The organism is Actinomycetospora sp. CA-101289, assembly GCF_050955895.1.
Classification (GTDB): Bacteria; Actinomycetota; Actinomycetes; order Mycobacteriales; family Pseudonocardiaceae; genus Actinomycetospora.
Window position 1 is genome coordinate 983,719 of record NZ_CP192093.1, and the last position, 22,705, is coordinate 1,006,423.

Annotated in this window: 27 protein-coding genes; 14 read left to right on the forward strand and 13 right to left on the reverse strand. The window is 76.9% G+C overall.

The annotated features are described in order from the left end of the window. Window positions 1–56 precede the first annotated feature (56 nt). The gene (locus tag ACQPX6_RS04900; protein ID WP_433785845.1) at window positions 57–317 is read left to right on the forward strand and encodes a hypothetical protein; all 261 of its coding nucleotides are present in this window, start codon (window positions 57–59) and stop codon (window positions 315–317) included. Between the two features lie 32 nt (window positions 318–349). Further along, complete coding sequence (locus ACQPX6_RS04905) at window positions 350–754, forward strand: hypothetical protein (protein WP_433785846.1); 405 nt, start codon at window positions 350–352, stop codon at window positions 752–754. Here ACQPX6_RS04905 and ACQPX6_RS04910 read toward each other — a convergent pair. Continuing rightward, complete coding sequence (locus ACQPX6_RS04910) at window positions 751–1,647, reverse strand: AurF N-oxygenase family protein (protein ID WP_433785847.1); 897 nt, start codon at window positions 1,645–1,647, stop codon at window positions 751–753. The two genes, ACQPX6_RS04905 and ACQPX6_RS04910, sit on opposite strands and share 4 nt — an antisense overlap. Before the next feature lie 93 nt (window positions 1,648–1,740). On the opposite strand from ACQPX6_RS04910, the gene ACQPX6_RS04915 reads away from it, so the two are divergent. The 5 genes from ACQPX6_RS04915 to ACQPX6_RS04935 all read left to right on the forward strand — a co-directional run bounded on the left by ACQPX6_RS04915 (window position 1,741) and on the right by ACQPX6_RS04935 (window position 6,010). After that, the gene (locus ACQPX6_RS04915; RefSeq protein WP_433785848.1) at window positions 1,741–2,391 is read left to right on the forward strand and encodes a TetR/AcrR family transcriptional regulator; all 651 of its coding nucleotides are present in this window, start codon (window positions 1,741–1,743) and stop codon (window positions 2,389–2,391) included. Between the two features lie 59 nt (window positions 2,392–2,450). Then, a complete protein-coding gene (locus ACQPX6_RS04920; protein WP_433785850.1) occupies window positions 2,451–2,891 on the forward strand; it encodes a VOC family protein in 441 nt (146 codons plus the stop codon). Window position 2,892: 1 nt separating this feature from the next. Next, a complete protein-coding gene (locus tag ACQPX6_RS04925) occupies window positions 2,893–3,558 on the forward strand; it encodes a DUF3159 domain-containing protein (protein ID WP_433785852.1) in 666 nt (221 codons plus the stop codon). 228 nt (window positions 3,559–3,786) lie between these two features. Continuing rightward, window positions 3,787–4,986, forward strand: a complete 1,200-nt coding sequence (locus ACQPX6_RS04930) for a hypothetical protein (RefSeq protein ID WP_433785853.1) — start codon at window positions 3,787–3,789, stop codon at window positions 4,984–4,986. Between the two features lie 106 nt (window positions 4,987–5,092). Beyond that, a complete protein-coding gene (locus ACQPX6_RS04935; protein WP_433785854.1) occupies window positions 5,093–6,010 on the forward strand; it encodes a S1 family peptidase in 918 nt (305 codons plus the stop codon). Window positions 6,011–6,042: 32 nt separating this feature from the next. Here ACQPX6_RS04935 and thiE read toward each other — a convergent pair whose 3' ends face one another. Beyond that, complete coding sequence (gene thiE, locus ACQPX6_RS04940; protein ID WP_433785855.1) at window positions 6,043–6,702, reverse strand: thiamine phosphate synthase; 660 nt, start codon at window positions 6,700–6,702, stop codon at window positions 6,043–6,045. 32 nt (window positions 6,703–6,734) lie between these two features. On the opposite strand from thiE, the gene thiO reads away from it, so the two are divergent. From thiO to ACQPX6_RS04955, 3 genes are all read left to right on the forward strand, one after another. Next, window positions 6,735–7,892: a glycine oxidase ThiO gene (gene thiO / locus ACQPX6_RS04945; protein WP_433785856.1), complete on the forward strand. Its 1,158-nt coding sequence runs from the start codon at window positions 6,735–6,737 to the stop codon at window positions 7,890–7,892. 82 nt (window positions 7,893–7,974) lie between these two features. After that, window positions 7,975–8,175, forward strand: coding sequence for a sulfur carrier protein ThiS (gene thiS, locus ACQPX6_RS04950; RefSeq protein WP_433785857.1), 201 nt, complete (start codon window positions 7,975–7,977; stop codon window positions 8,173–8,175). A 2-nt stretch (window positions 8,176–8,177) separates the two neighbouring features. Then, window positions 8,178–8,951, forward strand: coding sequence for a thiazole synthase (locus ACQPX6_RS04955; protein WP_433785858.1), 774 nt, complete (start codon window positions 8,178–8,180; stop codon window positions 8,949–8,951). Between the two features lie 79 nt (window positions 8,952–9,030). Here the strand turns inward: ACQPX6_RS04955 and ACQPX6_RS04960 are convergent, their stop codons facing one another. Then, window positions 9,031–9,570: a TetR/AcrR family transcriptional regulator gene (locus ACQPX6_RS04960; RefSeq protein WP_433785859.1), complete on the reverse strand. Its 540-nt coding sequence runs from the start codon at window positions 9,568–9,570 to the stop codon at window positions 9,031–9,033. A 61-nt stretch (window positions 9,571–9,631) separates the two neighbouring features. Here ACQPX6_RS04960 and ACQPX6_RS04965 point away from each other — a divergent pair, with 61 nt between their 5' ends. Next, the gene (locus tag ACQPX6_RS04965; RefSeq protein WP_433785860.1) at window positions 9,632–10,132 is read left to right on the forward strand and encodes a nuclear transport factor 2 family protein; all 501 of its coding nucleotides are present in this window, start codon (window positions 9,632–9,634) and stop codon (window positions 10,130–10,132) included. On the opposite strand, the gene ACQPX6_RS04970 is transcribed toward ACQPX6_RS04965, so the two are convergent. From ACQPX6_RS04970 to ACQPX6_RS04980, 3 genes are all read right to left on the reverse strand, one after another. Beyond that, window positions 10,121–10,558 (reverse strand): SRPBCC family protein, encoded by a 438-nt coding sequence (locus tag ACQPX6_RS04970; RefSeq protein WP_433785862.1) that lies wholly within the window; start codon window positions 10,556–10,558, stop codon window positions 10,121–10,123. The two genes, ACQPX6_RS04965 and ACQPX6_RS04970, sit on opposite strands and share 12 nt — an antisense overlap. 88 nt (window positions 10,559–10,646) lie before the next feature. Further along, window positions 10,647–11,933, reverse strand: a complete 1,287-nt coding sequence (locus ACQPX6_RS04975) for a cytochrome P450 (RefSeq protein ID WP_433788191.1) — start codon at window positions 11,931–11,933, stop codon at window positions 10,647–10,649. Window positions 11,934–11,999: 66 nt separating this feature from the next. Beyond that, complete coding sequence (locus tag ACQPX6_RS04980) at window positions 12,000–12,830, reverse strand: hypothetical protein (RefSeq protein ID WP_433785863.1); 831 nt, start codon at window positions 12,828–12,830, stop codon at window positions 12,000–12,002. Between the two features lie 75 nt (window positions 12,831–12,905). Here ACQPX6_RS04980 and ACQPX6_RS04985 point away from each other — a divergent pair, with 75 nt between their 5' ends. Then, window positions 12,906–13,844, forward strand: coding sequence for a D-2-hydroxyacid dehydrogenase family protein (locus ACQPX6_RS04985; protein ID WP_433785865.1), 939 nt, complete (start codon window positions 12,906–12,908; stop codon window positions 13,842–13,844). 72 nt (window positions 13,845–13,916) lie between these two features. On the opposite strand, the gene thiD (ACQPX6_RS04990) is transcribed toward ACQPX6_RS04985, so the two are convergent. From thiD (ACQPX6_RS04990) to ACQPX6_RS05005, 4 genes are all read right to left on the reverse strand, one after another. After that, window positions 13,917–14,744 (reverse strand): bifunctional hydroxymethylpyrimidine kinase/phosphomethylpyrimidine kinase, encoded by an 828-nt coding sequence (gene thiD / locus ACQPX6_RS04990; RefSeq protein ID WP_433785866.1) that lies wholly within the window; start codon window positions 14,742–14,744, stop codon window positions 13,917–13,919. 15 nt (window positions 14,745–14,759) lie between these two features. Beyond that, complete coding sequence (gene thiD / locus ACQPX6_RS04995; protein WP_433785867.1) at window positions 14,760–15,593, reverse strand: bifunctional hydroxymethylpyrimidine kinase/phosphomethylpyrimidine kinase; 834 nt, start codon at window positions 15,591–15,593, stop codon at window positions 14,760–14,762. A 121-nt stretch (window positions 15,594–15,714) separates the two neighbouring features. After that, entirely contained in the window at window positions 15,715–16,623 is a 909-nt protein-coding gene (locus ACQPX6_RS05000; protein ID WP_433785869.1) for a S1C family serine protease, read from the reverse strand. A 64-nt stretch (window positions 16,624–16,687) separates the two neighbouring features. Beyond that, entirely contained in the window at window positions 16,688–17,275 is a 588-nt protein-coding gene (locus ACQPX6_RS05005) for a peptide deformylase (RefSeq protein WP_433785870.1), read from the reverse strand. Window positions 17,276–17,365: 90 nt separating this feature from the next. Between ACQPX6_RS05005 and ACQPX6_RS05010 the strand changes: the two genes are divergently transcribed. Both ACQPX6_RS05010 and ACQPX6_RS05015 read left to right on the forward strand, forming a co-directional pair. Further along, on the forward strand, window positions 17,366–17,722 hold the full coding sequence (locus ACQPX6_RS05010; protein WP_433785871.1) for a DUF3263 domain-containing protein: 357 nt from the start codon (window positions 17,366–17,368) through the stop codon (window positions 17,720–17,722). 48 nt (window positions 17,723–17,770) lie between these two features. After that, window positions 17,771–18,535, forward strand: coding sequence for a LytR C-terminal domain-containing protein (locus ACQPX6_RS05015; RefSeq protein ID WP_433785872.1), 765 nt, complete (start codon window positions 17,771–17,773; stop codon window positions 18,533–18,535). Between the two features lie 29 nt (window positions 18,536–18,564). Here ACQPX6_RS05015 and ACQPX6_RS05020 read toward each other — a convergent pair whose 3' ends face one another. The 3 genes from ACQPX6_RS05020 to ACQPX6_RS05030 are packed head-to-tail and all read right to left on the reverse strand — an operon-like array spanning window position 18,565 to window position 22,630. Then, window positions 18,565–20,820, reverse strand: a complete 2,256-nt coding sequence (locus ACQPX6_RS05020; RefSeq protein ID WP_433785873.1) for an AAA family ATPase — start codon at window positions 20,818–20,820, stop codon at window positions 18,565–18,567. Next, a complete protein-coding gene (gene pssA / locus ACQPX6_RS05025; RefSeq protein WP_433785874.1) occupies window positions 20,817–21,905 on the reverse strand; it encodes a CDP-diacylglycerol--serine O-phosphatidyltransferase in 1,089 nt (362 codons plus the stop codon). The genes ACQPX6_RS05020 and pssA overlap by 4 nt, the downstream gene beginning before the upstream one ends. After that, window positions 21,902–22,630, reverse strand: coding sequence for a phosphatidylserine decarboxylase (locus ACQPX6_RS05030; RefSeq protein ID WP_433785875.1), 729 nt, complete (start codon window positions 22,628–22,630; stop codon window positions 21,902–21,904). Before ACQPX6_RS05030 ends, pssA begins: the two co-directional genes overlap by 4 nt. Window positions 22,631–22,705 lie beyond the last annotated feature (75 nt).

Sequence of the window (22,705 nt, forward strand, 5' to 3'; positions counted from 1 at the left end):
GACCCGGGGCCGGGAGCGGACGGGGCTCCTGCCCGGGACCCGGACCAGGGGGTTCGATGGACGACGCCGAGCTGGAGCGGGCCGCGCAGGCCCGGCACGCCGCGCGCGAGCAGGCCGAGCACCTCGGGCACCGCATCGCGGACCTCGCCGCGCGGATCGCCGACACCGAGGAGGGCGTGGCGGACGTCTACGAGGACGCCGCCCGCGTGCGCCCGCACGCCGCGGAGCGCCTGCAGGCGCGGGCGCGGGAGGCGCGCGCCTTCGCCGAGAAGGAGCGGCGGGCCGCGGGCGAGCGGGTCGAGGGCGCGGACGACTGAGCCGTCCCGTTCCCGGCGATACGCTCCCGCGCATGCCTCCCGGGACCACCGCCGGCGACGACGCCGCCCGCGTGCGCCGCGCGGGGTGGCTGGTGACCGGCGCCGCGGTCACCGTCGCGGTGGCGACGCTGCTCGTGGTCGGGCTGGTCCCGCCGGGGCCCGGGCGCACCGCCGCCGTGGTGACCGCCGTGGTGCTGGCCTTCGCGCTGGCCGCGTGGCGGGCGGTGCGGGCGCGCCGCGACACCACGGCCGTCGCCGGCCTGCGCCCGATCTCGAGCTGGCTCGCGGCCTTCGCCTGGGCGGTGACGGTGTTCTCGGCGCTGGTGGCGCTCGCCGCCCCCGACGAGGGCGGGCGCGCGGTGATGGCCGGGCTGCTCGCCGGCTGCCTGCTGGTGCTGGTGGGGCGCGGCGCCGAGCAGGTGGGGGCCAGGAGCTAAGTGAGTCCGGCGCGCCGCCAGACGATCTCGGAGGCGCCGCCGACCATGCCGACCTCGCGCAGGAAACCCAGCACCTTCTCGGTCATGAACCGCTTCGTGGCGGCGTGGTGCGGGTTGGCCAGCGCCGCCGTGCGCCCGACCCGCCCGGAGAGACCCACCGCGCGGTAGACCCGGGCCTGCACGAGCGCGTTGACGACCTCGCACGAGACGAGCGCGGTGAGCCAGCGCTCGCGCTCGAGCGCCGCCCGCGACAGCGTCGGCACCAGACGGGCGAGCTCCTCGCGGGCGAACCGGACGTGGCGCGCCTCCTCGACGACGTGCACCCGGCTCACGGCGCGCAGCAGCAGCTGCACCCGCTCGTCGTGCAGGGCCTCGCGCTGCAGCCGGTCGGTGGCCTCCTCGGCGACGAGCACGCTGGCGAACATGCTGGCCCCGGCCCCGATGTGGCCGTAGAGGCCGCCGAAGCGGTGCAGCAGGCCGTGCGGGCGGTAGTCGGGCGTCCCGAGCGCCGCGACGGCGCGGGCGAACATGACGGAGTGCCGTGTCTCGTCGCCGACCTCGGTGAGCGCGTACTGGGCGTGGCCCTCGCGCAGGTCGAAGTCGTAGGCGTAGCGCGTGAGCATCTGCATGAGGATCAGCTCGAACCACAGGCCGACCGAGAGCATGCTCGCGACCTCGTGCTCGGAGAGCCGGATCCGCTGCGCCTCGTCGAGGGTCTCCCAGAGCTCGGTGCCCCACAACGACGTGCGTTCCGGGGGCATGCCCCAGCGGCCCTCGACCAGCGGGGCGTCCCAGTCGATCTCGACGTTCGGGTCCAGCGTGTGGCGCGCGGAGGAGGCGAGCAGCCGCGAGGCGACCTGCTCCCGCGCGGCGGGGATGAGCGTGCGGGTCATGGTCTCCCCTTCGTCGGCGGACTCAGTGTTACACGTACACGGTGTCTCGTGTAGTTGGTCCCGTCACGCCGCCGGTGCCACCCTGGTCCGACCATGACCGAGACGTCCCCCACCGACGGCCGGGCCCTGCGCTGGGCCGGGCACCGTGAGGCGCGGCGACTCGAGATCGTCGACGCGGCGGTGGCGGCCATCGCCGAGCACGGCCCGGACGTCACCACCGAGCAGATCGCCGCCGGCGCCGGCGTGTCGCGCCCGGGGCTCTACCGGCACTTCGAGGGCCGCGACGACCTGCAGAGCGCGATCGCCGCCCGCTCCGTCGAGCGCCTGGTGCACGAGCTGGAGCCGGTGTGGCGTCCGCAGGGCCGTCCCTTCGACATGCTCGCCCGGGCGCTGCGCGCGCACCTGCGCTGGCTCTCGGACAACGCCAACGTCTACCGCTACCTCAAGCGCACCTCGTTCGGCACCGGCGGCGAGTCGGCGACGACCAACGTGCGCGCCACGGTCGCCGAGCACGTCGCGGGCATGCTGATCGACGGCTCGCTGGGCGCGGAGATCGAGCCCGCGACGGCCCACCCGCTCGCCTTCGGGCTGATCGGGATGGTCGACTCGGCCGCGGCGCACTGGCTCGACGCCCCGCACGGCGCCTCGCTGGACCAGCTCGTCACCCAGCTGACCGAGTCGTGCTGGGCGGTCATCCGGGCCACGGTGGGCACCGCGCGCCTGGACGCGGCCGGGAGCCCGTAGATCGACCCTGCTCCGGCGGTGCGACGATGAGGGCCCCCGCCGGAGAGAGGATCCGACGCATGGCGATGCGCCGCTCGTTCCCCACCGTGCTGTCCGACCGGCTGCCGGAGACCCGTGACTTCTACGTCGCCCTGCTCGGGTTCGAGGTCGCCTTCGACAGCGACTGGTACGTGGCCCTGCGCCGCGGCGACGGCGACGGCGAGCACGAGCTGGCCGTCTGGGCCGTGGGCCACGAGCTGGTGCCCCCGCCCTACCGGGCCGACCCGGCCGGGGTGATCCTCACGTTCCTCGTCGACGACGTCGACGCGGTGCACGCCGACGCGCGCCGCCTGCGGGTGCCGCTGGTCGCCCCACCCCGCGACCTGTTCCACGGGCGGCGCCAGATGCTCGTCACCGACCCGAACGGCATGCTCGTGGAGATCTCCAGCCCGAGCACGCCGTCGCCGGCGTTCACGGCCGAGCTCGGGCGCCGGGGACGGGCCGCGGAGACCACCGGCTGACGTGCCCGACGACCGGGATCACCGCACGAACCCCTTCACCGAGCTCCTCGGGGGCCGCGGCCAGGCGCTGGACGCGTCGCTGCCGTCGGTGGCGTTCGTCGCGGTGTGGCTGGTCGCCGACGGGCTGGGCGCGGCGCAGCCGGTGCTCGCCGGGGGCGTCGCCGCGGTGGTCGTCGCCGGCGGCGTCGCGCTCTGGCGCCACCGTCGCGGCGAGCGGCCCCGGGCCGTGGCCGTCGGGCTGCTGCTGGCGGTCGGCGCGGCCCTGCTCGCGCTCTACACCGGGCGCGCCCAGGACTTCTTCCTGCCGCGGATCATCGCCAACGCCGGGAGCCTCGCGGCCTGGCTCGTCTCGATCGCGGTGCGCTGGCCGCTGCTGGGCCTCGTGGTGGGCGCGCTGAGCGGCCACCCCACGCGCTGGCGGGGCGACCCCGACCTCGTGCGCGGCTACTGCCGGGCGAGTTGGGTGTGGGTCGCGCAGTACGCGGTGCGCGTCGCGGTGTTCACCGGGCTGTGGCTGGCCGACCAGGTCGTGGCGCTCGGGATCGCCCAGGTCGTGCTCACCTGGCCGCTCGTGGTGGCGTGTGTCGCAGCCTCGTGGCCGTTGGTTCGCTCGGCCCTCCCGCCGGGGCACCCTGGGCCCTTGCGCCCCGTCGTCCAGGAGTCCTGACCCACGTTCGAGCAGGGAATCTGCGCCGTCCGGTCCAGCGATTGGGCCGGTCGGGGGAGAGCCTTTGCGTCCGCGGGTGAACGCTCTCACGCATGGGCAACGAGGCACGATGGCGGGCGTCGTCCGTAGTGGTCGGCGGGAGCGTCGAACGACGCGGGCGCCCCCGCCGACCGGCCATCCGGCCCCCGCGAGGGACCGTCCGCCCCCGATCCGCGCCATACGGGAGCCATGTCCGAAGAGACCTCCGACAAGCCCGGGAACTCGTCCTCCGGTATCGGTCTGACCTTCCCGCAGATCATCGCCAGCGCCCTGGCCGCCGCGACCGCGGCGATCATGGGGTCGTTCCTCGGTGTGCTCGGCACCATCGGCGGCGCCGCCGTCGCGTCGATCGTGAGCACCGTGGGCTCCGCCCTCTACCAGCGCTCGCTCGAGGCCACCCGTGACCGGGTCAAGCAGCGCCTCGTCGTCACCGGCACCGGCCACACCAGGGTGGCGTCGGCCGTCGGCCGCGTCACCGGCCAGGCCGGTCAGGGCGCCGCGCGCGCCGTGCCGCCCCAGGGACAGCCGGGCGCCCGTCCCGGTGCGCCGACGCAGGCGCACCCCACCCGCCGGGTGGCCGGGCCGCCGATGGCGGGGCCCGGTGTGCCGCCGGGTCCGCCGCCGCTGCGACCGGGCGTGCCGCCCGCCGACCCCACGCGCCCCGTCCCCGGGGTCGCGGGTCCGCCGGCCGGGCGTCCCGCGCCCGGCCGGGTCGCCCTGCGGGCCGAGGGTCTCGCCGACCCCACGCGGGTGCACCCGCAGGTGGGCCCGCCCACCGGGGCGCGCCCCACGACGTTCATCCCGCAGAGCCGCCAGACCGGCACCCCGCCCGGCGGCGGACCGGCGCAGGCGGGTCCGACCCAGGTCATGGGCCAGGGCGGGCCCGGCGGGCCGTTCGGCCCAGGTGGGCCCGGCGGTCCGGGTGACGTCACGCAGGTCGCCCCGGTCGAGCCGGGGCCCCACGGGCGGTTCAGCGCCGCGGCGCTGATGACGGCCCTGCGGGGGCTCGGGTGGAAGACCTGGGTCACCCTCGGGGGCGTCGCCGCGAGCGTGTTCGTCATCGCCCTGCTCGCCACGGTCGGCGTCGAGACGGCCACCGGGCACCCGCTCTCGGGCGGGTCGAGCGGGACCTCGGTGGGCAGCATCTTCGGCCAGGAGACCGGCACGGGCGAGGCGACGACCGCGCCGTCGGACGCCACGACCGACGACTCGACCGCGACCTCGACCGACCAGCAGGACACGCAGGACGCCGACCAGCCCCAGGACGGCGACACCTCGAGCAGCCAGCCGCGCAGCACCACCCCGTCGCCCCGCTCCTCGCAGGGTGGCGTGCTGCCGAACCTGGTGCCGGGCTCGGGCGGATCCGGCGGGGGACCCACCAACGGTTGATCTCGCGCCGCGCCACACCTCGACGGCCGGACGAACGCTCTAGCGTTCGTCCGGTCGTCGTCGTTCGTCCGGACGGCGTAGTGCGCGCGAGGCGGGGGTGCGGGGGATGGGTCGGCGGCACGGCACCGGCCTGCTCGCGCTGCTGCTGCTCGCGGCGGCCCTGCTCGCCGCCCCCGCGCCGGCGTCCGCCGCCGCGCCCGACCAGCTGCGCCAGGTCAAGGAACGCCTCGACGCCCTCGCCGAGCAGCGCGGCGCGCCCGCGGCGGTCAGCGCGTGGTGGGTCGACGCGCCGAGCGCGACGGTCGTCCTGGCCCTGAACGCCCGGCCCCGCGACGCCCGCGCCGCGGCCTGGGTGGACGAGGCGCAGCGCGTGGACCCCGCGGTGCGCCTGGTGGACGGGGTGGCGGCGCCGACGCCGCGCGCCGACCCGCCGCCCGTCTACGACCTCGTCGGCGGCGACGCGATCCGCCTGGGCGGGAGCCGCTGCTCGATCGGGTTCTCGGCGCGGACCGCCACCGGCGCGCCCCGCCTCGTCACCGCCGGGCACTGCACGAACCGCGGCGGGGACGTCAACGGGGCCAACAACGTGCCGATCGGGCCGGTCCGCAGCTCGGTGTTCGACCGCACGGGCGACTGGGGTGTCGTCGACGTCGGCCCCGGCTGGCGCCCGACCCCGTCGGTCGCGGCCGAGGCGTCCACCACCCGCGCGGTGACGGGCACCGCCACCGCCCCGGTCGGCGCCGCGGTCTGCCGCTCGGGCTCCACCACGGGGTGGCGCTGCGGCACGGTGACCGCCGTCGACGTCACCGCGAACTACTCCGCGGGCCCGGTCCAGGGCCTCGTGCTCACGACCGCGTGCAGCGAGGGCGGCGACTCCGGCGGGCCCTTCGTGGCGGGCAGCGCGGCGCTGGGCGTGCTCTCGGGCGGCACGGGCGACTGCACCACCGCCGGCGGCTCGAGCCTCTACCAGCCCATCGACGAGGTGCTGCGCAGCGAGGGGCTGACCCTGGCTACCGCCTCGTGAGTGCTTGTCCGTGCCAGGGCACGGACAAGCACTCACAAGCGCTGGCGCAAAGCTCGGGCGGCGGCCTCGGGGTCGTCGGCCTCGGTGATCGCGCGGACCACGACGATGCGCGTCGCCCCCGTGGCGAGCACCTCGTCGAGGCGGGCGTGGTCGATGCCGCCGATCGCGAACCAGGGCCGGGCCGGGGCCGCGGCGGCGGTGCTGCGGACCAGGTCGAGGCCCGGGGCGGGGCGTCCCGGCTTGGTCGGCGTCGGCCAGCACGGCCCGGTGCAGAAGTAGTCGACGCCGGCCTCGGTCGCGGCCGCGGCGGCCTGGTCGGCGTCGTGGGTGGAGCGCCCGATCAGCACGTCGTCGCCCACCACCCGGCGCGCCCACGGCACGGGCAGGTCGTCCTGGCCGAGGTGCAGCACGTCGGCGTCGGCGGCCAATGCGAGGTCGGCGCGGTCGTTGACGGCCAGCAGGGCGCCGTGGCGCCGGGCGACGCGGCCCAGGACGGCGAGGGCGGCGAGCTCGTCGCGCGCCTCGAGGCCCTTCTCGCGCAGCTGCACCACGTCGACCCCGCCGCGCAGGGCCGCGTCGGCGAACTCGGCGAGGTCGCCCTGCGCCGCGCGGGAGTCGGTGCACAGGTAGAGCCGGGCGTCCTGGAGGCGGTCGCGGCGCGCGTCGCGGGGCGTCGTTCGCGGTGCACTCACCGCACGACGCTATCGGAGTAGCGTCGAAGCCCGTGCGGGACCGGCTGGTCGTGGTGGGGGCGGGCGCGGTGGGGGCGGCGATCGCCTGGGCCGCGGCCCGCGACGGGCTCGCCGGCGAGGTGGTGCTCGTGGACCCCGACCCCGGCTCGGGGGCCTCGCGGGTGGCGGGCGGCATGCTCGCCCCGATCAGCGAGGCCTGGCCGGGGGAGCAGGAGGTCCTCGAGCTGGGGGCGGCGTCCCTGGCCGCGTGGCCGGCGTTCGCCGCGGCCGTCGCCGCCGACGCGGGGCGCCCGGTGGGCCTGCGCACCGAGGGCACGCTGCAGGTGGCCACGGACGCCGCGGACGTCGCGGACCTCGACCGGGTCGTCGAGCACCTGCGCGCCTGGGGCCGCGAGGTCGAGCGCCTGACCGGCCGCGAGGCGCGCCGCCGCGAGCCCGCGCTGGGGCCGGCGGTGCGCGCGGGCCTCGCGGTGCCCGACGACCTCGCCGTCGACAACCGTGCCCTGCTCGCCGCGCTGGACGCGGCCGGGCGTGCCCGTGGCGTGGTGGCCGAGCGCCGGCGGGTGACCCGGGTGCTCGACGACGGGGTGCGGGTGACCGGGGTGGAGGTCTCCGACGGCGTGCTCGAGGCCGACCGGGTCGTCGTCGCGGCGGGAGCCTGGTCGGCGTCGCTGCACCCGGCGCTGGCGGGGCGCGTGCGCCCGGTCAAGGGCGAGATCCTGCGGGTGCGCGCCCGGCGCTCGTCGCTGCCGCCGCCGGTGCGCACGGTGCGGGCCGCGGTGAACGGGCGCGGGGTGTACGCCGTGCCCCGCGACGACGGGCGCATGGTCGTCGGTGCCACGCAGTACGAGGCCGGCTTCGACCCGGACGTGCTGGTCGGCGGGGTGCGCGACCTCGTCGCCGACGTCGAGCGGGTCCTGCCGGGGATCGCGGACTACGCGCTCGAGGAGGCCGCGGCGTCGTTCCGTCCGGGCACCGACGACAACCTGCCGCTGCTCGGTCCCCTCGGGCCGGCGGGTCTCGTCGCGGCGACCGGGCACGGGCGCAACGGGATGCTGCTGGTCGCCGTCACCGTCGACGCGGTGAGCGCCGTGCTGCGCGGCGAGGCGCTGCCCGATGTGGTCCGTCCCGCCGCCGCCGCGCGTAGCGTGGGCGCCGCAACCACGGGAGCCCGGACGGACGCGGGCTGAGAGGGGGCCTCGCCAGATCGCTGGCCGTGGCCCCGACCGTCGAACCTGATCCGGGTCATGCCGGCGCAGGGAGGGGGAGGCCATGGACGTCTGGCTCAACGACGACCGTCGCGAGGTCCCGGCGGGCACCACGGTGGCCGCCCTCATGAGCGAGCAGGGCGTGCCGGAGCGCGGCGTCGCGGTGGCCGTGGACGGTGCCGTCGTGCCGCGCGCGTCGTGGGCGACGGTGCGGCTGGTCGACGGCACGCGCGTCGAGGTCCTCACCGCCGTGCAGGGAGGGTGAGCATGGAGCCGCTGGAGATCGGGGGCCGCAAGCTCGGTTCCCGCCTGATCATGGGCACCGGAGGCGCGGCCAACCTCGCGGTGCTCGAGCGGGCGCTCGTCGCGTCGGGCACCGAGCTGACGACGGTGGCGATGCGCCGCCTCGACGCCGGCGGCGGCCCGGGGGTGCTCGCGCTGCTCGAGCGCCTGGGCATCGAGGCCCTGCCCAACACCGCCGGCTGCCGCACCGCCGCCGAGGCCGTGCACACGGCGCGGATGGCGCGCGAGGCGCTGGGCACCGACCTCGTGAAGCTCGAGGTGGTCTTCGACGAGCGGACCCTGCTGCCCGACCCGATCGAGCTCCTCGACGCGGCCGAGCAGCTCGTCGACGACGGGTTCACGGTGCTGCCCTACACGAACGACGACCCGGTGCTCGCGGCGAAGCTCGCCGACGCCGGGTGCGCCGCCGTGATGCCGCTGGGCGCGCCGATCGGGACGGGGCTGGGCATCCGGAACCCGCACAACATCGAGATGATCACCGCGTCCTCGCCGGTGCCCGTGGTGCTCGACGCGGGGATCGGCACGGCGTCCGAGGCGGCGCAGGCGATGGAGCTGGGGTGCGCGGCGGTCCTCCTGGCGACGGCCGTGACCCGCGCGTCGGACCCGGAGGCCATGGCGCACGCCATGCGCCTGGCGGTGGAGGCCGGCCACGCAGCCCGGGGGGCCGGGCGCATCCCCCGCCGCTTCTGGGCCCAGGCCTCCAGCCCCGTCATCCCGGGCCAGGACGGGCAGGACTGAGTGTCAGCGAAGTGGCCCTATCGGCGTGCTCCCCTCATGCAGACGTTGAGTGTCCGTATCGGCACTTCGATCACCGAGGTCAGAGGCCCGCGACGGCCAGGCGGCCGGCGGCGTCCATCGGCTCGGTGGAGCGCAGGGCGCGGCTGAGGACGAAGGCGCCCTCGAGGGCGCTGAGGATGCCCAGCGCGCGCTCGCGGTCGCCGCCGAGACGCTCGGTGAGGACCTCGGTCCACGACGTGAAGACCTCGGCGGTGGCCTGCCGGAGGACCTCGTCGGTGCTCGCGACCTCGAGGGCGACGGTGGCGATGGGGCAGGCGTCGACGTAGTCGGTCTCCTCGAGCGTCTCCGCGGCCCCGGCGAACACCGACCGTACCGACTCGGCGGTGGTGGCCTGCGCGTCGTAGACGGCGAGGACGAGCGCCTGGAAGTAGGCGCCGCTGGCGCGGACGACCTCGGCGCCCAGCTGCCGCTTCCCGCCGGGGAAGTGGTGGTAGAGCGAGCCGAACGGGGCCTCGGCCTGCGCCACGACCGTCTTGAGCCCGGTGCCGGTGTAGCCCTGGCGCCGGAAGAGCTCGGCGGTGGCGAACAGGATTCGGTCGCGCGTCGGGGGCTTGTCCACCCCGCGATCCTATGCTCTTCTCTCACTAGAGCGATCTATCTAGAAGTAGAGGAGTCAGGGCATGAGGGAGATGCTGGCGGGCGCCGCGGTCGGGGCCGTCGCGGGCCTGGGTGCCCGCGCGATGGTGCCCGTGGCGTTGCGGGGCAAGTTCCGCGGGGACGTCCGCCGACTGAACGCGGGGGACCCGTCCACGCTCCTCGGCGCCTACGCCGACGACGCGGTGCTGCACTTCCCGCAGGGCGACCACCGGTTCTCCGGCCCGTGGCGGGGCAGGGCCGCGATCGAGCGCTTCCTGCGGACGTTCGTCGCCTCGCGCATCCAGGGGCAGCTGCGCGACGTCGCGGTGAGCGGCCCGCCGTGGGCGCTGACGATCTGGGCCCGCTTCGATGACCACGCCGACGCCGACGACGGCACGAGGCTCTACGAGAACCGGGCCGTGCTGGTCCTGCGCACGCGCTGGGGACGCGTGGTCGACCACGAGGACTTCTTCACCGACACCGAGCGCATCGCCGCCTTCGACCGGGCGCTCTCCGAGCGGGAGCTCGTCGCGTCAGCTCGCTGACTCCGCCAGCTCCTTGAGGCGCGGCAGGGTCGCCTCGATGCTGCGCGCGTTCATCGCCGGGAACGAGGTCCGGTCGATGAGCGCCGGGCCGAGCGAGGTCGACCAGTCGAAGGTCTCGGTGACGCGGGTGCCGTCCCCGGCCGGCTCCAGCTCGTAGCGCCACCGGTGCCGGCCGAAGTGGCGCCAGGCGATGCGGCGGTCCTCCTCGAACTCCACGACGGTGTTGGAGATCCGGTAGGGCAGCCGGATGCGCATGGCGACGCCGAACGTCGCGCCCAGCGACAGGCGCGCCGGCCCCGACACCGCCGAGCGCACGGAGCCCGAGCCGTCGAAGTCGGGATGACGACGCGGGTCGGCGAGCAGGTCGAACACGGTGTGCGGCGGGGCGTCGATCTCGATCGAGCGGGACACCTGGCGTGCGGTCACGCCCGCCGCCTACCCGCGCGCCGGATCGAGGATGCGGATTTCCTCGCGTTGAACGCCAGCGTGGCCCCCACGCTGGCACGGGGCGCGGTCAGGACAGGGCCACCGGCAGCGCGTCGACGCCGTAGACGATCGAGGTGGTGCGGAACGGCTGGTCGTCCAGCGTGCCCGCGCCGTCGGCCAGGTGCAGGTGCGGGAACCGGCGCAGCAGGGCCGGGTAGGCCGCGCGCAGCTCCATGCGCGCCAGCTCCGCGCCGACGCAGCGGTGGATGCCGTGGCCGAAGGCGAGGTGCGGGGTCGGCTCGCGGCGGGGGTCGAAGCGCTCGGGGTCCGGGGTCAGGCGCGGGTCCCGGTCGGCGGCCGAGAGCGACACGAGCAGCCCGTCGCCCTTGCTGATCTGTACCCCGCCGAGCGTCATGTCCTCGGTGGCGAAGCGCGGGAACGCGATCTGCACCACGGTGAGGTAGCGCAGCAGCTCCTCCACGAACCCGTTCACCGCGTCGGGCTCGTCGCGCACGAGGGCGAAGCTGTCGGGGTCGCGCAGCAGCACCATGGCGCCGAGGGCCAGCATCGACGCCGACGTCTCGAGCCCGCCGGTGAGCAGGCCGTCGGCCAGCTCGGCCAGCTCGTCGTCGTCCAGCTCGTCGCCGTGGTCGCGGATCAGCTGCCCGAGCAGGCCCTCGCCCGGCGCGACGCGCTGCCGCGCGACGACCCCGCGCAGGTACTGCATCGACCCCGAGATGTTGTCGAAGACCGCGCCCGCGCCGCCGAAGAGGTCGAAGCGGGCGGTGGAGAGCGCCTGGAACTCGTCGCGCTCGTCGTACGGGATACCGAGCAGCTCGCAGATGGTCAGCGACGGGATGGGGGTCGCGAAGTCGCGCACCAGGTCAACCGGCTCGCCCGCCGCGACCAGTGCCTCCATCACGTCCAGCTGGCCCTCGACGATCTCGGCGATCCGCGGGCGCAGTCGGCTGAGGCGCCGGATCGTGAACTCGGGGGTCAGGAGGCGGCGCAGCCGCGTGTGCTCCGGCGGGTCGGTGAAGCCCAGCCCACCCGGGTTCTGGCCCTCCTTGACGCCGGCCTGGCCCACGAGGTGGCCGAAGTCGTTCGAGAGCCCCCGGGTGCGGCCGAGGACGGCGCGCGCCTCCTCGTGGCCGGTGATCAGCCACGCCGTCACCCCGAAGGGCAGCGGGAAGTGGCGCACCGGCGCATCCTCGCGCGCCTCCCGCAGCGCCGGCACCGGGTCGAGTCCGTCGCGGCGCAGCGGCATGAGGGCGTGGTCGGGCAGCAGCGTCACCGGATCGAGCCCGCGCCGGCTGCGCCAGGCGAGGTAATGGCGCGCCGCCCAGCCCACGACGCGCGACCGCCATGCGGCCAGGCGTGATCGGTCCACCGTGTCCATGCTGCCCCTCCCGTGCGTCGCGACGCCGACCGGGGGCCGAGGCTAGGACGTTGGGCTGCCCGGGGGACCCGGTGGTAGGGGTGTGTCACCCCACCGTTCGTCGGGGTCGGCCCCGGAGCCGTCCCCGGACGTCCGTGACGCCGTGCTGTCCGGATCGTCCCGTACAACCGGTTCGGGGTCCACGGCCGGGGCGCGGACGAACGTCGGACCGCGCAGCCCGAGGCGGGCGAGCTCGATCTCGGCGAGCCGGGACAGGACGTGCGGATCGCCCCGTCGCCAGCCGCCCGCCGCGCCCGGCACCGCGCGCGCCAACCGGCGCGGCGAGCCGTTGGCCAGGGCACGGAGGGCCAGCAGGTCCGCGTCACCGGCGCCCGCGGCGCGGCCCAGGCCGTCGCGCAGCGCGAGCACGGCGCGCGCCGAGAGCATCCAGCGCACCCGCAACGACAGCCACACGGCGACGACGGGCAGCAGCGCCAGCACCACGAGCAACCAGGCGAGCCCGGTGGCCAGCGACGCGACCGCGGCGACCTCCTGCTCACCGGCCGCGACGAGCGAATCACCTGCCTGGGTTCCCCCGGACAGGGCGCGGGCGAGGTCGTCGCCCACGAACGGCACCCCGGACGCGGTGTCGGCGGCGGAGCCGAAGGTGTCGCGCACCCGCTCGCCGGCCCCGCCGAGCCGGCGCCCCGGCTCCTGCAGGGCGAGGACCGCGTCGTGGAGCAGGACCGCCATGGACACGACGATCGCCGCCCACGTCAGCACCGCGACGTCGGCGACGAACTGCTGCGCGCGCCGTCGCGGCCGTTCGGCGTACACCGCCCAGCGGGCCCGGGTGGGACGCAGCACGGGCAGCGGGTCGGCGTCGGGCGGCACGGCGGGTGTGTGCCCCCGCACCCCCGGGGGCACACCCGGCCCGTGCCGACCCCGCGCCGCCCTCACCGCGTTGCCGTGCTCGACGACTACCAGCAGGTCGCCTCGGCCCACGCCGACTGGGACTCGCTCGGCGCGCAGGAGGTGACGTTCTTCACCGAGCACCTCGGGGGGCCCGACGACGTCGTCGCCGCCCTCGAGCCCTACGACGTCGTCGTGGCGATGCGCGAGCGCACCGCGTTCCCCGCCGACGTCCTCGCGCGCCTGCCGCACCTCGGCCTGCTGGTGACGACGGGCCCGGCCAACGTCGCCATCGACGTCGCCGCGGCCCGCGAGCGCGGCGTCACGGTCTCGGGCACGGGCGGCGTCAGCCCGTCCACGCCGACGGTCGAGATGACGTGGGCGCTGATCCTCGCCGCCGCCCGCCACGTCCCCGCCGAGGACCGCGCCGTGCGCGAGGGCGGCTGGCAGCACACCCTCGGCCGCGACCTCTCGGGGCGGCGCCTCGGCGTCGTCGGCCTGGGCGGGCTGGGGCGGCCGGTGGCGACGGTCGGGCTCGCCTTCGGCATGGACGTCGTCGCGTGGAGCCAGCACCTCGACCCCGACGAGGCCCGCGCCGCCGGCGTCACGCCGGTCGAGGAGGACGAGCTGCTGGCCACCTCCGACGTCGTGACGATCCACCTCAAGCTCTCCGAACGCACCACCGGCCTCATCGGGCGCGACGAGCTGGCGCGGATGAAGCCGACCGCGCTGCTCGTGAACACGTCCCGCGGCCCGATCGTCGACGAGGACGCGCTGGTCGCGGCGCTGCACGAGGGCCGGATCGGCGGGGCGGCGCTCGACGTGTTCGGCACCGAGCCGCTGCCCGCCGACTCGCCGCTGCGCACGTTGCCGAACACCGTGCTGACCCCGCACCTGGGCTACGTCACCGAGGGCTCCTACGACGTGTTCTACCGCGAGGCGGTGGAGGACATCGCCGCCTGGGCCGACGGCGCCCCGATCCGCGAGCTCGGGTGAGGTGCGCTCCGCGCACGTGAGCACCTCTCGGTGCCCGAGCACCAAGAACTGCTCACGTGCGCGCAGCGCACCTCACCGGTGGGCGTGCACCGCCCAGAACGGCGAGACCGGGCCGACGCCGGCGCCGAGGGGGTAGGACTCGGCGACCGCGCGCCGGATGTAGCGCTCCGCCGACGCGACGGCGTCGGGCATGTCCAGGCCCCGGGCCAGCGCGGCGCACGTCGCGCTGGCCAGGGCGTCGCCCGCGCCGTGGACGTGCGGGGTGTCGATGCGCGGGCCGCTGAACTCCCAGGTCCGCTCGCCGTCGAAGAGCAGGTCGATCACCTCGGGCGACCCGCGCAGGTGCCCGCCCTTGACCAGCACGTACCGCGGTCCCAGCGCGTACAGGGCCGCGGCGGCCTCGCGGGCGGTCGCGGCGTCGGTGACCTCGACGCCGACGAGCAGGCGCACCTCGTCGAGGTTCGGGGTCGCGAGCGCCGCGCGGGGGAACAGCCGCGTGCGGATCGCCTCCATCGCGTCCTCGGCCAGCAGCGGCTCGCCGGCCATCGACGCCGCCACGGGGTCGACGACGAACGGGACGCGGTCGGCGTCGCGCCCGATCCCCACGTCGTCGACGACGTCCGCGACCGCGTCGATGATCTCCCGCGACGCGAGCATCCCGGTCTTGGCGGCCCCGACGCCGATGTCGGTGACCACCGCCCGCACCTGCGCGGCCACGGTCTCCGGCGGCACCAGGTGCACCCCGGAGACGCCGAGCGAGTTCTGCACGGTGACCGCGGTGACGGCCACGCACCCGTGCACCCCGCACGCCGTCATCGCCCGCAGGTCGGCCTCGAGCCCGGCGGCGCCGCCGGAGTCGGAGCCCGCGATGGTCAGCGCGCGCGGCGGGGTCTCGGCCATCGGCCCATCATCGCCTCACGCGTCGCGCTCCCAGTCGGCCACCGACCACAGCGCCGACACCGGGCCGTGCCCGGCGCCCAGGGGGTAGGCGTGCGCCACCGCCCGCGTCACGTACGCCTTGCCCAGCGCCACGGCGTCGGGCAGCGCCAGGCCCCGCGCGAGCCCCGCGGTGGTGGCCGAGGCCAGCGAGTCGCCGCCGCCGTGGCTGTGCTCCGTGTCGATGCGCGGCGACGAGTACGCGCGCTCGGTGCCGTCGGCGGTGACGAGCAGGTCGACGACCTCGGCGGACCCCTCGAGGTGCCCGCCCTTGACCAGCGCGGCGCCCGCCCCGAGGTCCAGCAGCGCCCGGGCCGCCTCCCGGGCGGTGGCCTCGTCGACGACGTCGACGCCCACGAGCAGCCGGACCTCGTCGAGGTTGGGGGTCACGAGCGTCGCCCGCGGGATGAGCGCGTGGCGCACCGCGTCCAGCGCGTCGGGCGCCAGCAGGGAGTGGCCGTGCATCGACGCGGCGACGGGGTCGACGACGAACGGCACGCGCGTCCCGAGGCCCACCTCGCCGGCGGCCGCCACGACCGCCTCGATGATGTCGCTCGACGCCAGCATCCCGGTCTTGGCCGCGTCGACGCCCATGTCGCCGGCGACGGTGCGGATCTGGTCGGCGACGACCTCGGGCGGCACGGCGTGGAAGCCGGAGACGCCCACGGAGTTCTGCACGGTGACGGCGGCGATCGCCACCGCCCCGTGCACCCCGCAGGCGGTGAAGGCGCGGACGTCGGCCGTGATGCCCGCCCCGCCCCCGGAGTCGGTGCCGGCGATCGCGAGGGCGACGGGCGGCGTGCGGGCGTCCACGGTGATCCCTCCCGTGCCGGCATTACCCGGCGTGGTGCGACGGTCGGCGGCGCGGGCCGGTGTGGCCAGCCGCCCTCTCAGCCCGCTCTGGCGAGCTCCCGCGATCGGTGCGGCGACGCTATCAGCGCTCGGCGAGCTCCGTCGGCACGGCGAGGACGTCGACCATCGCCGCGCCGCGCAGCACCGTCACCGGCATCGTGCGCCCGATCGACGGCGCGAACAGCCGGCGCTGCAGGCCCTGCGCGTCGCTGACGGCCTCGCGGTCGGCCGAGACGACGAGGTCCCCGGGACGCAGGCCCGCGCGCGCCGCCGGGCTGCCGGCCACCACCTCGGCGACCCGCAGCCCCTTCGGGCGGCCCAGGCGGGCGGCGATCTCGGCGGGCAGCGGCGCCGGCGCCCCGACCAGGCCGAGGTAGCCGCGGCGCACCCGTCCCTCGGCGCGCAGCGTCTCGAGGATGCGCCGCGTCGTCGCCGAGATCGGCACCGCGAGCCCGAGGCCGACGCCCGCGACCGCGGTGTTGATGCCGACCACGCGCCCCGACGCGTCCGAGAGCGCGCCCCCGGAGTTGCCCGGGTTGAGCGCGGCGTCGGTCTGGATCACGTCCTCGACCACCCGGCTCGCCGATCCGCTGCGCACCGGCAGCGCCCGCCCGAGCCCGCTGACGACGCCGGCGGTGACCGAGCCGGCGAGCCCCAGCGGGTTCCCGACGGCCACGACCAGCTGGCCGACCACGAGCGTCGCGGCGTCGCCGAGCTCCAGCGGCGGCGGCGTGGGGTCGGGGGTGACGAGGACCGCGAGGTCGGAGAGCGCGTCGGCGCCGCGGACGGTGACCGTGCCCTCGGTGCCGTCGGCGTAGGCGACCGTGCCCTCGCGGTGCCCGCCGACGACGTGCGCGTTGGTGACCAGCACCCCGTGGTCGAGCACCACGGCCGACCCGCTGCCCCGGCCCGCGCGCACCGCGGCGACCGAAGGGCCCACGGCGGCCGCGACCGTGCTCACGGTGCGGGAGTAGGCGTCGAGCTCGTCCACGCCCTCGTGCTTACACCGTTGCACCGGTCCCGGTGCGCGTGTCCGCTGTGGGTGAACCGGGGCCTCAGTGCCCGAACGGGTCCGGGTCGACGCCGGGCATCCAGGAGTGGCCGGGCACGCCCCAGCCGTGGCTGCGCACCGCGCGCTTGGCGGCGCGGCGGTACCGGCCCACGAGGCGGTCGAGGTAGACGTACCCGTCGAGGTGGTCGGTCTCGTGCTGCAGGCACCGGGCCAGGTAGCCCGTGGCCGTCACGACGACCTCCTCGCCCTCCGCGTCGGCCCCGCGCACCTCGGCGGCCTCGGCCCGCCCGGTGGGGAACGCCTCGCCGGGCACCGACAGGCAGCCCTCCTCGTCCTCCTCCTCGTCGGGCATGGTCTGCGGCGGCGGGTCGGCGGTGAGCACCGGGTTGACCACGACACCGCGGCGGCGCTCGCCCCCGAGGGCGGGGTCGGGGCAGTCGAAGACGAACACCCGCCGGTCGTCGCCGATCTGGTTGGCGGCCAGCCCGACGCCGTTCGCGGCGTCCATGGTGTCGAAGAGGTCCGCGACGAGCGTGCGCAGCGACTCCCCGCCGAACTCCTCCGCGTCGACCCGGCGGGTGGGGCGGTGGAGCACCGGCTCACCGACGACGAGGACGGGCCTGACGGTCACGGCGGGCACCGTAGTGCCCGCCCGTCCGCGTCGACCCGGCGCCGGACGCCCCGCGTTGTCGGGGCGTCGTGCTGTAATGGAGGGGCGCTAATGACAGGCGTGTCATTCGCGCCAGCTCCGACGCCGTGGCAGGAGGCGAGCAGCGTGGCGGACGCGGTACGGGTGCATCCCCCGCAGGACGACGAGCCCTCGGACGGGCTCGACCGTCGGGATCGGGAGATCCTCGCGTTCGAGCGTCAGTGGTGGAAGTACGCGGGCGCGAAGGAGCAGGCGATCCGCGAGCTCTTCGACATGTCCGCGACGCGGTACTACCAGGTGCTCAACGCGCTGGTCGACCGCCCGGAGGCGCTCGCGGCCGACCCGATGCTCGTCAAGCGGCTGCGGCGCCTGCGCCAGAGCCGACAGCGGGCGCGTGCGGCGCGTCGGCTCGGAGTCGAGCCGCGATAGTGGTCTCCTGACCTCCGTGCGGTAGATCGCCGCCACGGAGGGAGCAGGATGACTGGGCCAGGGTCCGACGCCTCGCGGATGCGCATCGCGGGCATCGTCCTGCTCGCCGTCGCGGGTGTGGCCGCCGTGGTCGGCCTGCTCGCGCTCGGTGGCGAGGGGCCCTCGAGCCCCACCGCGGCCCCCGCGAGCCCGACCTCCGCCGCGCCCCTGCCCGGGGCCACCGGCGACCCGGCCGCGGGTCAGCCCGGGGGTCCGCCGGTCGGCGCCCCCGGCCAGGCCCCGCCCGGCCAGCCCGGCGGTCCGGGCGGCTTCGTCCAGCCCGGTCAGCCCGGCGCTCCCGGCCAGCCCGGCGCTCCCGGCCAGCCCGGCGTCCCCGGCTCCCCGCTCGCCGCGGGCGCCCCGGCCGTCGGCGCGCCGATCGTGCCCGGTGGCGGCGGGGCCGGCGGTGCCGGCGGCGGTGCGCCCGGTGGCGGCGGTGGCGGCGGTGGCGGTGGGGCCGGCGGCGGCTCCGGTGCCACGTCGGCGGTCGCGGTCCGGGTCTTCAACAACTCGACGATCGTCGGTCTCGCCGACCGCGCCGCGGGCGACCTGCGGGCGCGGGGCTGGAACGTCGCCGAGGTCGGCAACTACCCCAACGGCGTCATCCCCGAGAGCACCGTCTACTTCCGCCCGGGCAGCGGCGAGGAGGGCCCGGCGGACGCGATCGCGCGCCAGTTCGGCATCCGCGCGATGCCGCGCTTCGACGGCATCCAGGGCGCCTCGCCCGGCGTCATCGTGATCGCGACCAACAACTGGCGCTCGGGAGCCAGTTGATCCGCGCCGGATCTCCTTGGCGCGACCAGTTAGCCCGTCTGGTCGGCGTAGGCCTCGAGCTCGGCGAGCTGGCGCGGGTCGAGCGAGGGCCGCACGGCGTCGCGGGCCGCGGCCAGGTCCGCCGCCGACACCTCGGTCGAGTCCAGCGACGTGCGCATCGCCGTGAGCGCCGCCTCGCGGATCAGGGCCGCGCAGTCGGCCGCCGAGTAGCGGTCGAGGTCGGCGGCCAGCGCGTCCAGGTCGACGTCGTCGGCCAGCGGGGTGTCCCGGGACGACGCGCGCAGGATGTCGGCGCGGGCGGCCGCGTCCGGCGGCGGCACGTACACGCGCCGCTCGAGCCGCCCGGGGCGCAGGAGCGCGGGGTCGATGAGCTCGGGGCGGTTGGTGGCGCCCAGCACGACGACGTCGCGCAGCGGCTCGGCGCCGTCGAGCTCGGTGAGCAGGGCGGCGACGACGCGGTCGGCGACACCGGCGTCGGTGGACCCACCCCGGCGCGGGGCCAGGGCGTCGATCTCGTCGAGGAACACCAGCGCGGGCGACGCCGCCGCGGCGCGGGCGAAGAGCGACCGCACCGCGCGCTCGGACTCGCCGACGTACTTGTCGAGCACCTCGGCGCCCTTGACCACGAAGACGTTCAGCGAGCCGGTGCCCGCCAGCGCCCGCACGAGGAACGTCTTGCCGCACCCGGGCGGGCCGTAGAGCAGCACGCCCCGCGGCGGGGACACCCCGAGCCGGGCGAACGAGTCGGGGTAGCGCAGCGGCCACAGGATCGTCTCGGTGAGCGCCTGCTTGGTCTCCACCATGTCGCCGACCCGGTCGAGGGTCAGCCCGCCCGACGACAGCGTCTGCGACCCCGACGACAGCGACGCCGGGCGCACCGACGACACCCCGCCGAGCAGGTCGTCGGTCGTGAGCGTCGGCTCACCGTCGTCCGGCCCGACCCGCAGCGCCGCGCGCACCGCGGCCTCGCGGCGCAGCGCGACGAGGTCGCCCGCGACGAAGCCCGGGGTGCGGGTGCCGACGGCGGCGAGGTCGACGTCGCGGGCCAGCGGCACCTCGCGCAGCAGGACGCGCAACAGCTCGGCGCGGTCGCGGTCGCCCGGCGCGGGCAGGGTCAGCTCGCGGTCGACGAGGTCGGCGCCGCGCACCCGCGGGTCGAGCGCCTCCGCGCGCGATGACGTGATCACCAGCGCGACGCCCGCGGTGCTCGACGCCCGGCGCAGTGACTCGAGCACCAGGGTCGACAGCGGCGGCGGGTCGGCGGCGGGCAGCAGCATCTCGCCGTCGGTCACGAGCAGGACGCCCGGCGCGCTCGACAGGGCGTCGTCGACGGCCTCGCGGACGCGGGCCGCGGCGGTGCCGGCCTCGATGGCCGCGACGGCGGGGCCGTCCAGGTGCACCACGCGTGCCTCGGCCTCGGCGGCGACCGCGCGGACCAGCGTGGTCTTGCCGACGCCCTCGGGGCCGCTGACCAGCACCCCGAGGTGCGGCGCGGCCCCCAGGCGCTCGAGCAGCTCGGGGCGGCGGAAGACGAGGTCGAACCACTCGCCGAGACGGCGGGCGGCGTCGGCGTGCCCGATGAGGTCGCCGACGGCGACGACGGGCTCGGCGGGCGCCTCGGCGACCGGCGCGGGCACGGCGGCCGGGGCCGTGGTGGAGACCGGCGCGGTCGACGGGGCGGCCGCCGTCCCCGTGCTCGCCCCGTTGCGCCAGCGCACGACCGTGGTGGGGCCGACGGCCAGGGCGGCGGCGGGGTCGATGCCGGCGGGCGCCTCGGCGGCGGTCACCGTCACCAGCTCGGTGGTCCACGTCCCGCCGAGCGCCGCGGCGAGCCCGCGCCGCGCGCCCGGGGCGTCGGCCCCTGGGGCCGGGGCGAGGTCCTGGGGCAGCAGCGAGAGCGTGTCCCCGGGCAGCAGGACCTTGCCCGTGAGGGCGAGGCGCAGCGTCGCGGGCGGCAGGGCGGCCGTCGCCAGCCGCGAGCCGGCCAGCTCGACGTGGCGCGCGACCGCGACCGGTGCGGCGGCCACGCCCACGGTGGCGCCGTCGACCGCGCCGGCGTTGACCATCGTCGTCTCGTCGAGCACCGCCGCGCCGGGCGCCGCGGGCTCGGGGGCGGGCGCCGCGAGCGCGGCCGTGGTGCGCGCGCCGGTGACGCGGACGGCGTCCCACGCCTGCAGACCCAGCGCGGTGATGACCTCGGGGTGCAGGCGGACGACGCCACGGCGGGCGTCGCCGGCGGAGGTGCCGAGGCGGGCGAGGAGGTCGACGCGGCCGGGGGCGGTCACGGGCGCTCGTCCCGGTGACGGCGCAGGCCGAGCCGGCGCGAGCCGCGCGGGCGGGGCCGGCCGCGGGCGTCGTACCCGTCGCGCTCGTCACGCCCGCCCCTCCGGCCCCGCCCGTCACTCGACGGCGTCGGGGGTGGCAGCGGCGCGGTGCGCTCACCGCCGCGCACGCGGTCGCCGTCGCGGTCCCGGTCGCGGCCGATGTTGCGGGCGGCGCTGCCGGCGCGGGCCGCGGCACCGGCGACGCGGCGGCGCAGCGGGCGCCGGGGCGGCGCGAGGCCGAGGCGGCGGTGCGCCCGGCGGACGGCGCGGCGCTGGCGCGGGGGCACGTGCCACACCTCGGGGTGGCGGCCGAGCCAGCGGTAGCGGTTGGCGGCGTAGGGGATGTGCAGCAGGTAGATCGCCACCGCCACCGCGTAGACCACGAAGGGGAACGTCACCAGGGCCGCGGCCGCGAACGCGACGGCCACGAGCAGGGGCGCGACCAGGGGCGGCGGGACGCGGACGCTCTTGAGCGACGCGGTGGGTACGCGGCTGATCATCAGCGCGCCGGCCAGCACCGTCCACACCGCGACGGCGATGGGGCTCGACCAGAACCCCGGGCCGAGCTGGACCTCGAGCGCCAGCGGGGCCAGCACGACGAGCGCGCCCGCGGGGGAGGGCACGCCGACGAAGAACTCCCCGGCGTACGGCGGCGCCTCGTCGTCGTCGGAGAGCGTGTTGAAGCGGGCGAGGCGCAGCGCCGCGGACACCACCAGCACGAGCGCCACGACCCACCCGATGCGGATGTCGTGCAGCGTCCACAGGAACAGGATCAGGGCCGGGGACACGCCGAACGAGATGCAGTCCGAGAGCGAGTCCAGCTCGGCGCCCATGCGGCTCGTCGCGTCGAGCAGGCGCGCGAGGCGGCCGTCGAGGGCGTCGAAGACGGCGGCCAGCGCGATGGCGGCGAGGGCGGCGACACGGTTGTCGGTGAGCATGAACTGCACGCCCGAGAGCCCCGAGCACAGCGCCAGCACGGTGACCGCGTTGGGCAGCAGCCGCACCCCGCGCCCGCCGGACCGCCCGGCGGCGGCGTCGGGCGTCATCGGGGGCCGGGCTCGGGCAGGTCGGCGAGCACCGTCTCGCCGCCGACGGCCCGCTGACCGGGCTCGACGTGGATCGTGCTGCCGGGCGGCAGCAGCAGGTCGACGCGCGAGCCGAAGCGGATGAGCCCGTAGACGTCGCCCGCGCGCACCTCGTCGCCCGGCGCCACGTCGCAGACGATGCGGCGCGCCACGAGGCCGGCGATCTGCAGGACGACGAGGTCGTGCCCGTCGGTGCCGTGCACCCACGCCGCCGTGCGGGCGTTGGTGTCGCTGGCCGCGGGCAGGTCGGCGGACAGGTAGCCGCCGGGCGTGTGCTCGACGGCGCGGACCTGGCCGTCGACGGGGACGCGCTGCACGTGCACGTCGTAGACCGAGAGGAAGACGCTGACCCGCGGTCGCGGCCCCGGCGGCAGGCCGAGGGCGACGAGGTCCGCGGGCGGCTCGGCGACGTCGACGAGGCTGACGGTGCCGTCCGCGGGCGCGACGGCGATGCCCGCCCGGCGCGGCGTCGTGCGGTGGGGGGCGCGGAAGAACGCGGCGACCCCGGCCGTGACCGCCAGCGCGGCGAAGGTGCCGCGCCCGCGCAGCGCGCGCAGGCCGAGCGCGGCGGCGGCGACCGCGCCGATCACGGGGCGGCCGCCGGGGTGCAGCGGGGGGATCGTGTCCCTCACGAGGGTCAGTGCGTGACGGACGGTGCCGCCGGGGACGGTCTCGGACTGGCCCATCGTCGCTCTCGGATCCCTCTCCTCGACGGCGCGCGCGAGGAAAACCTATCGGCAGGGCCGCGGTGAGGACGAGGT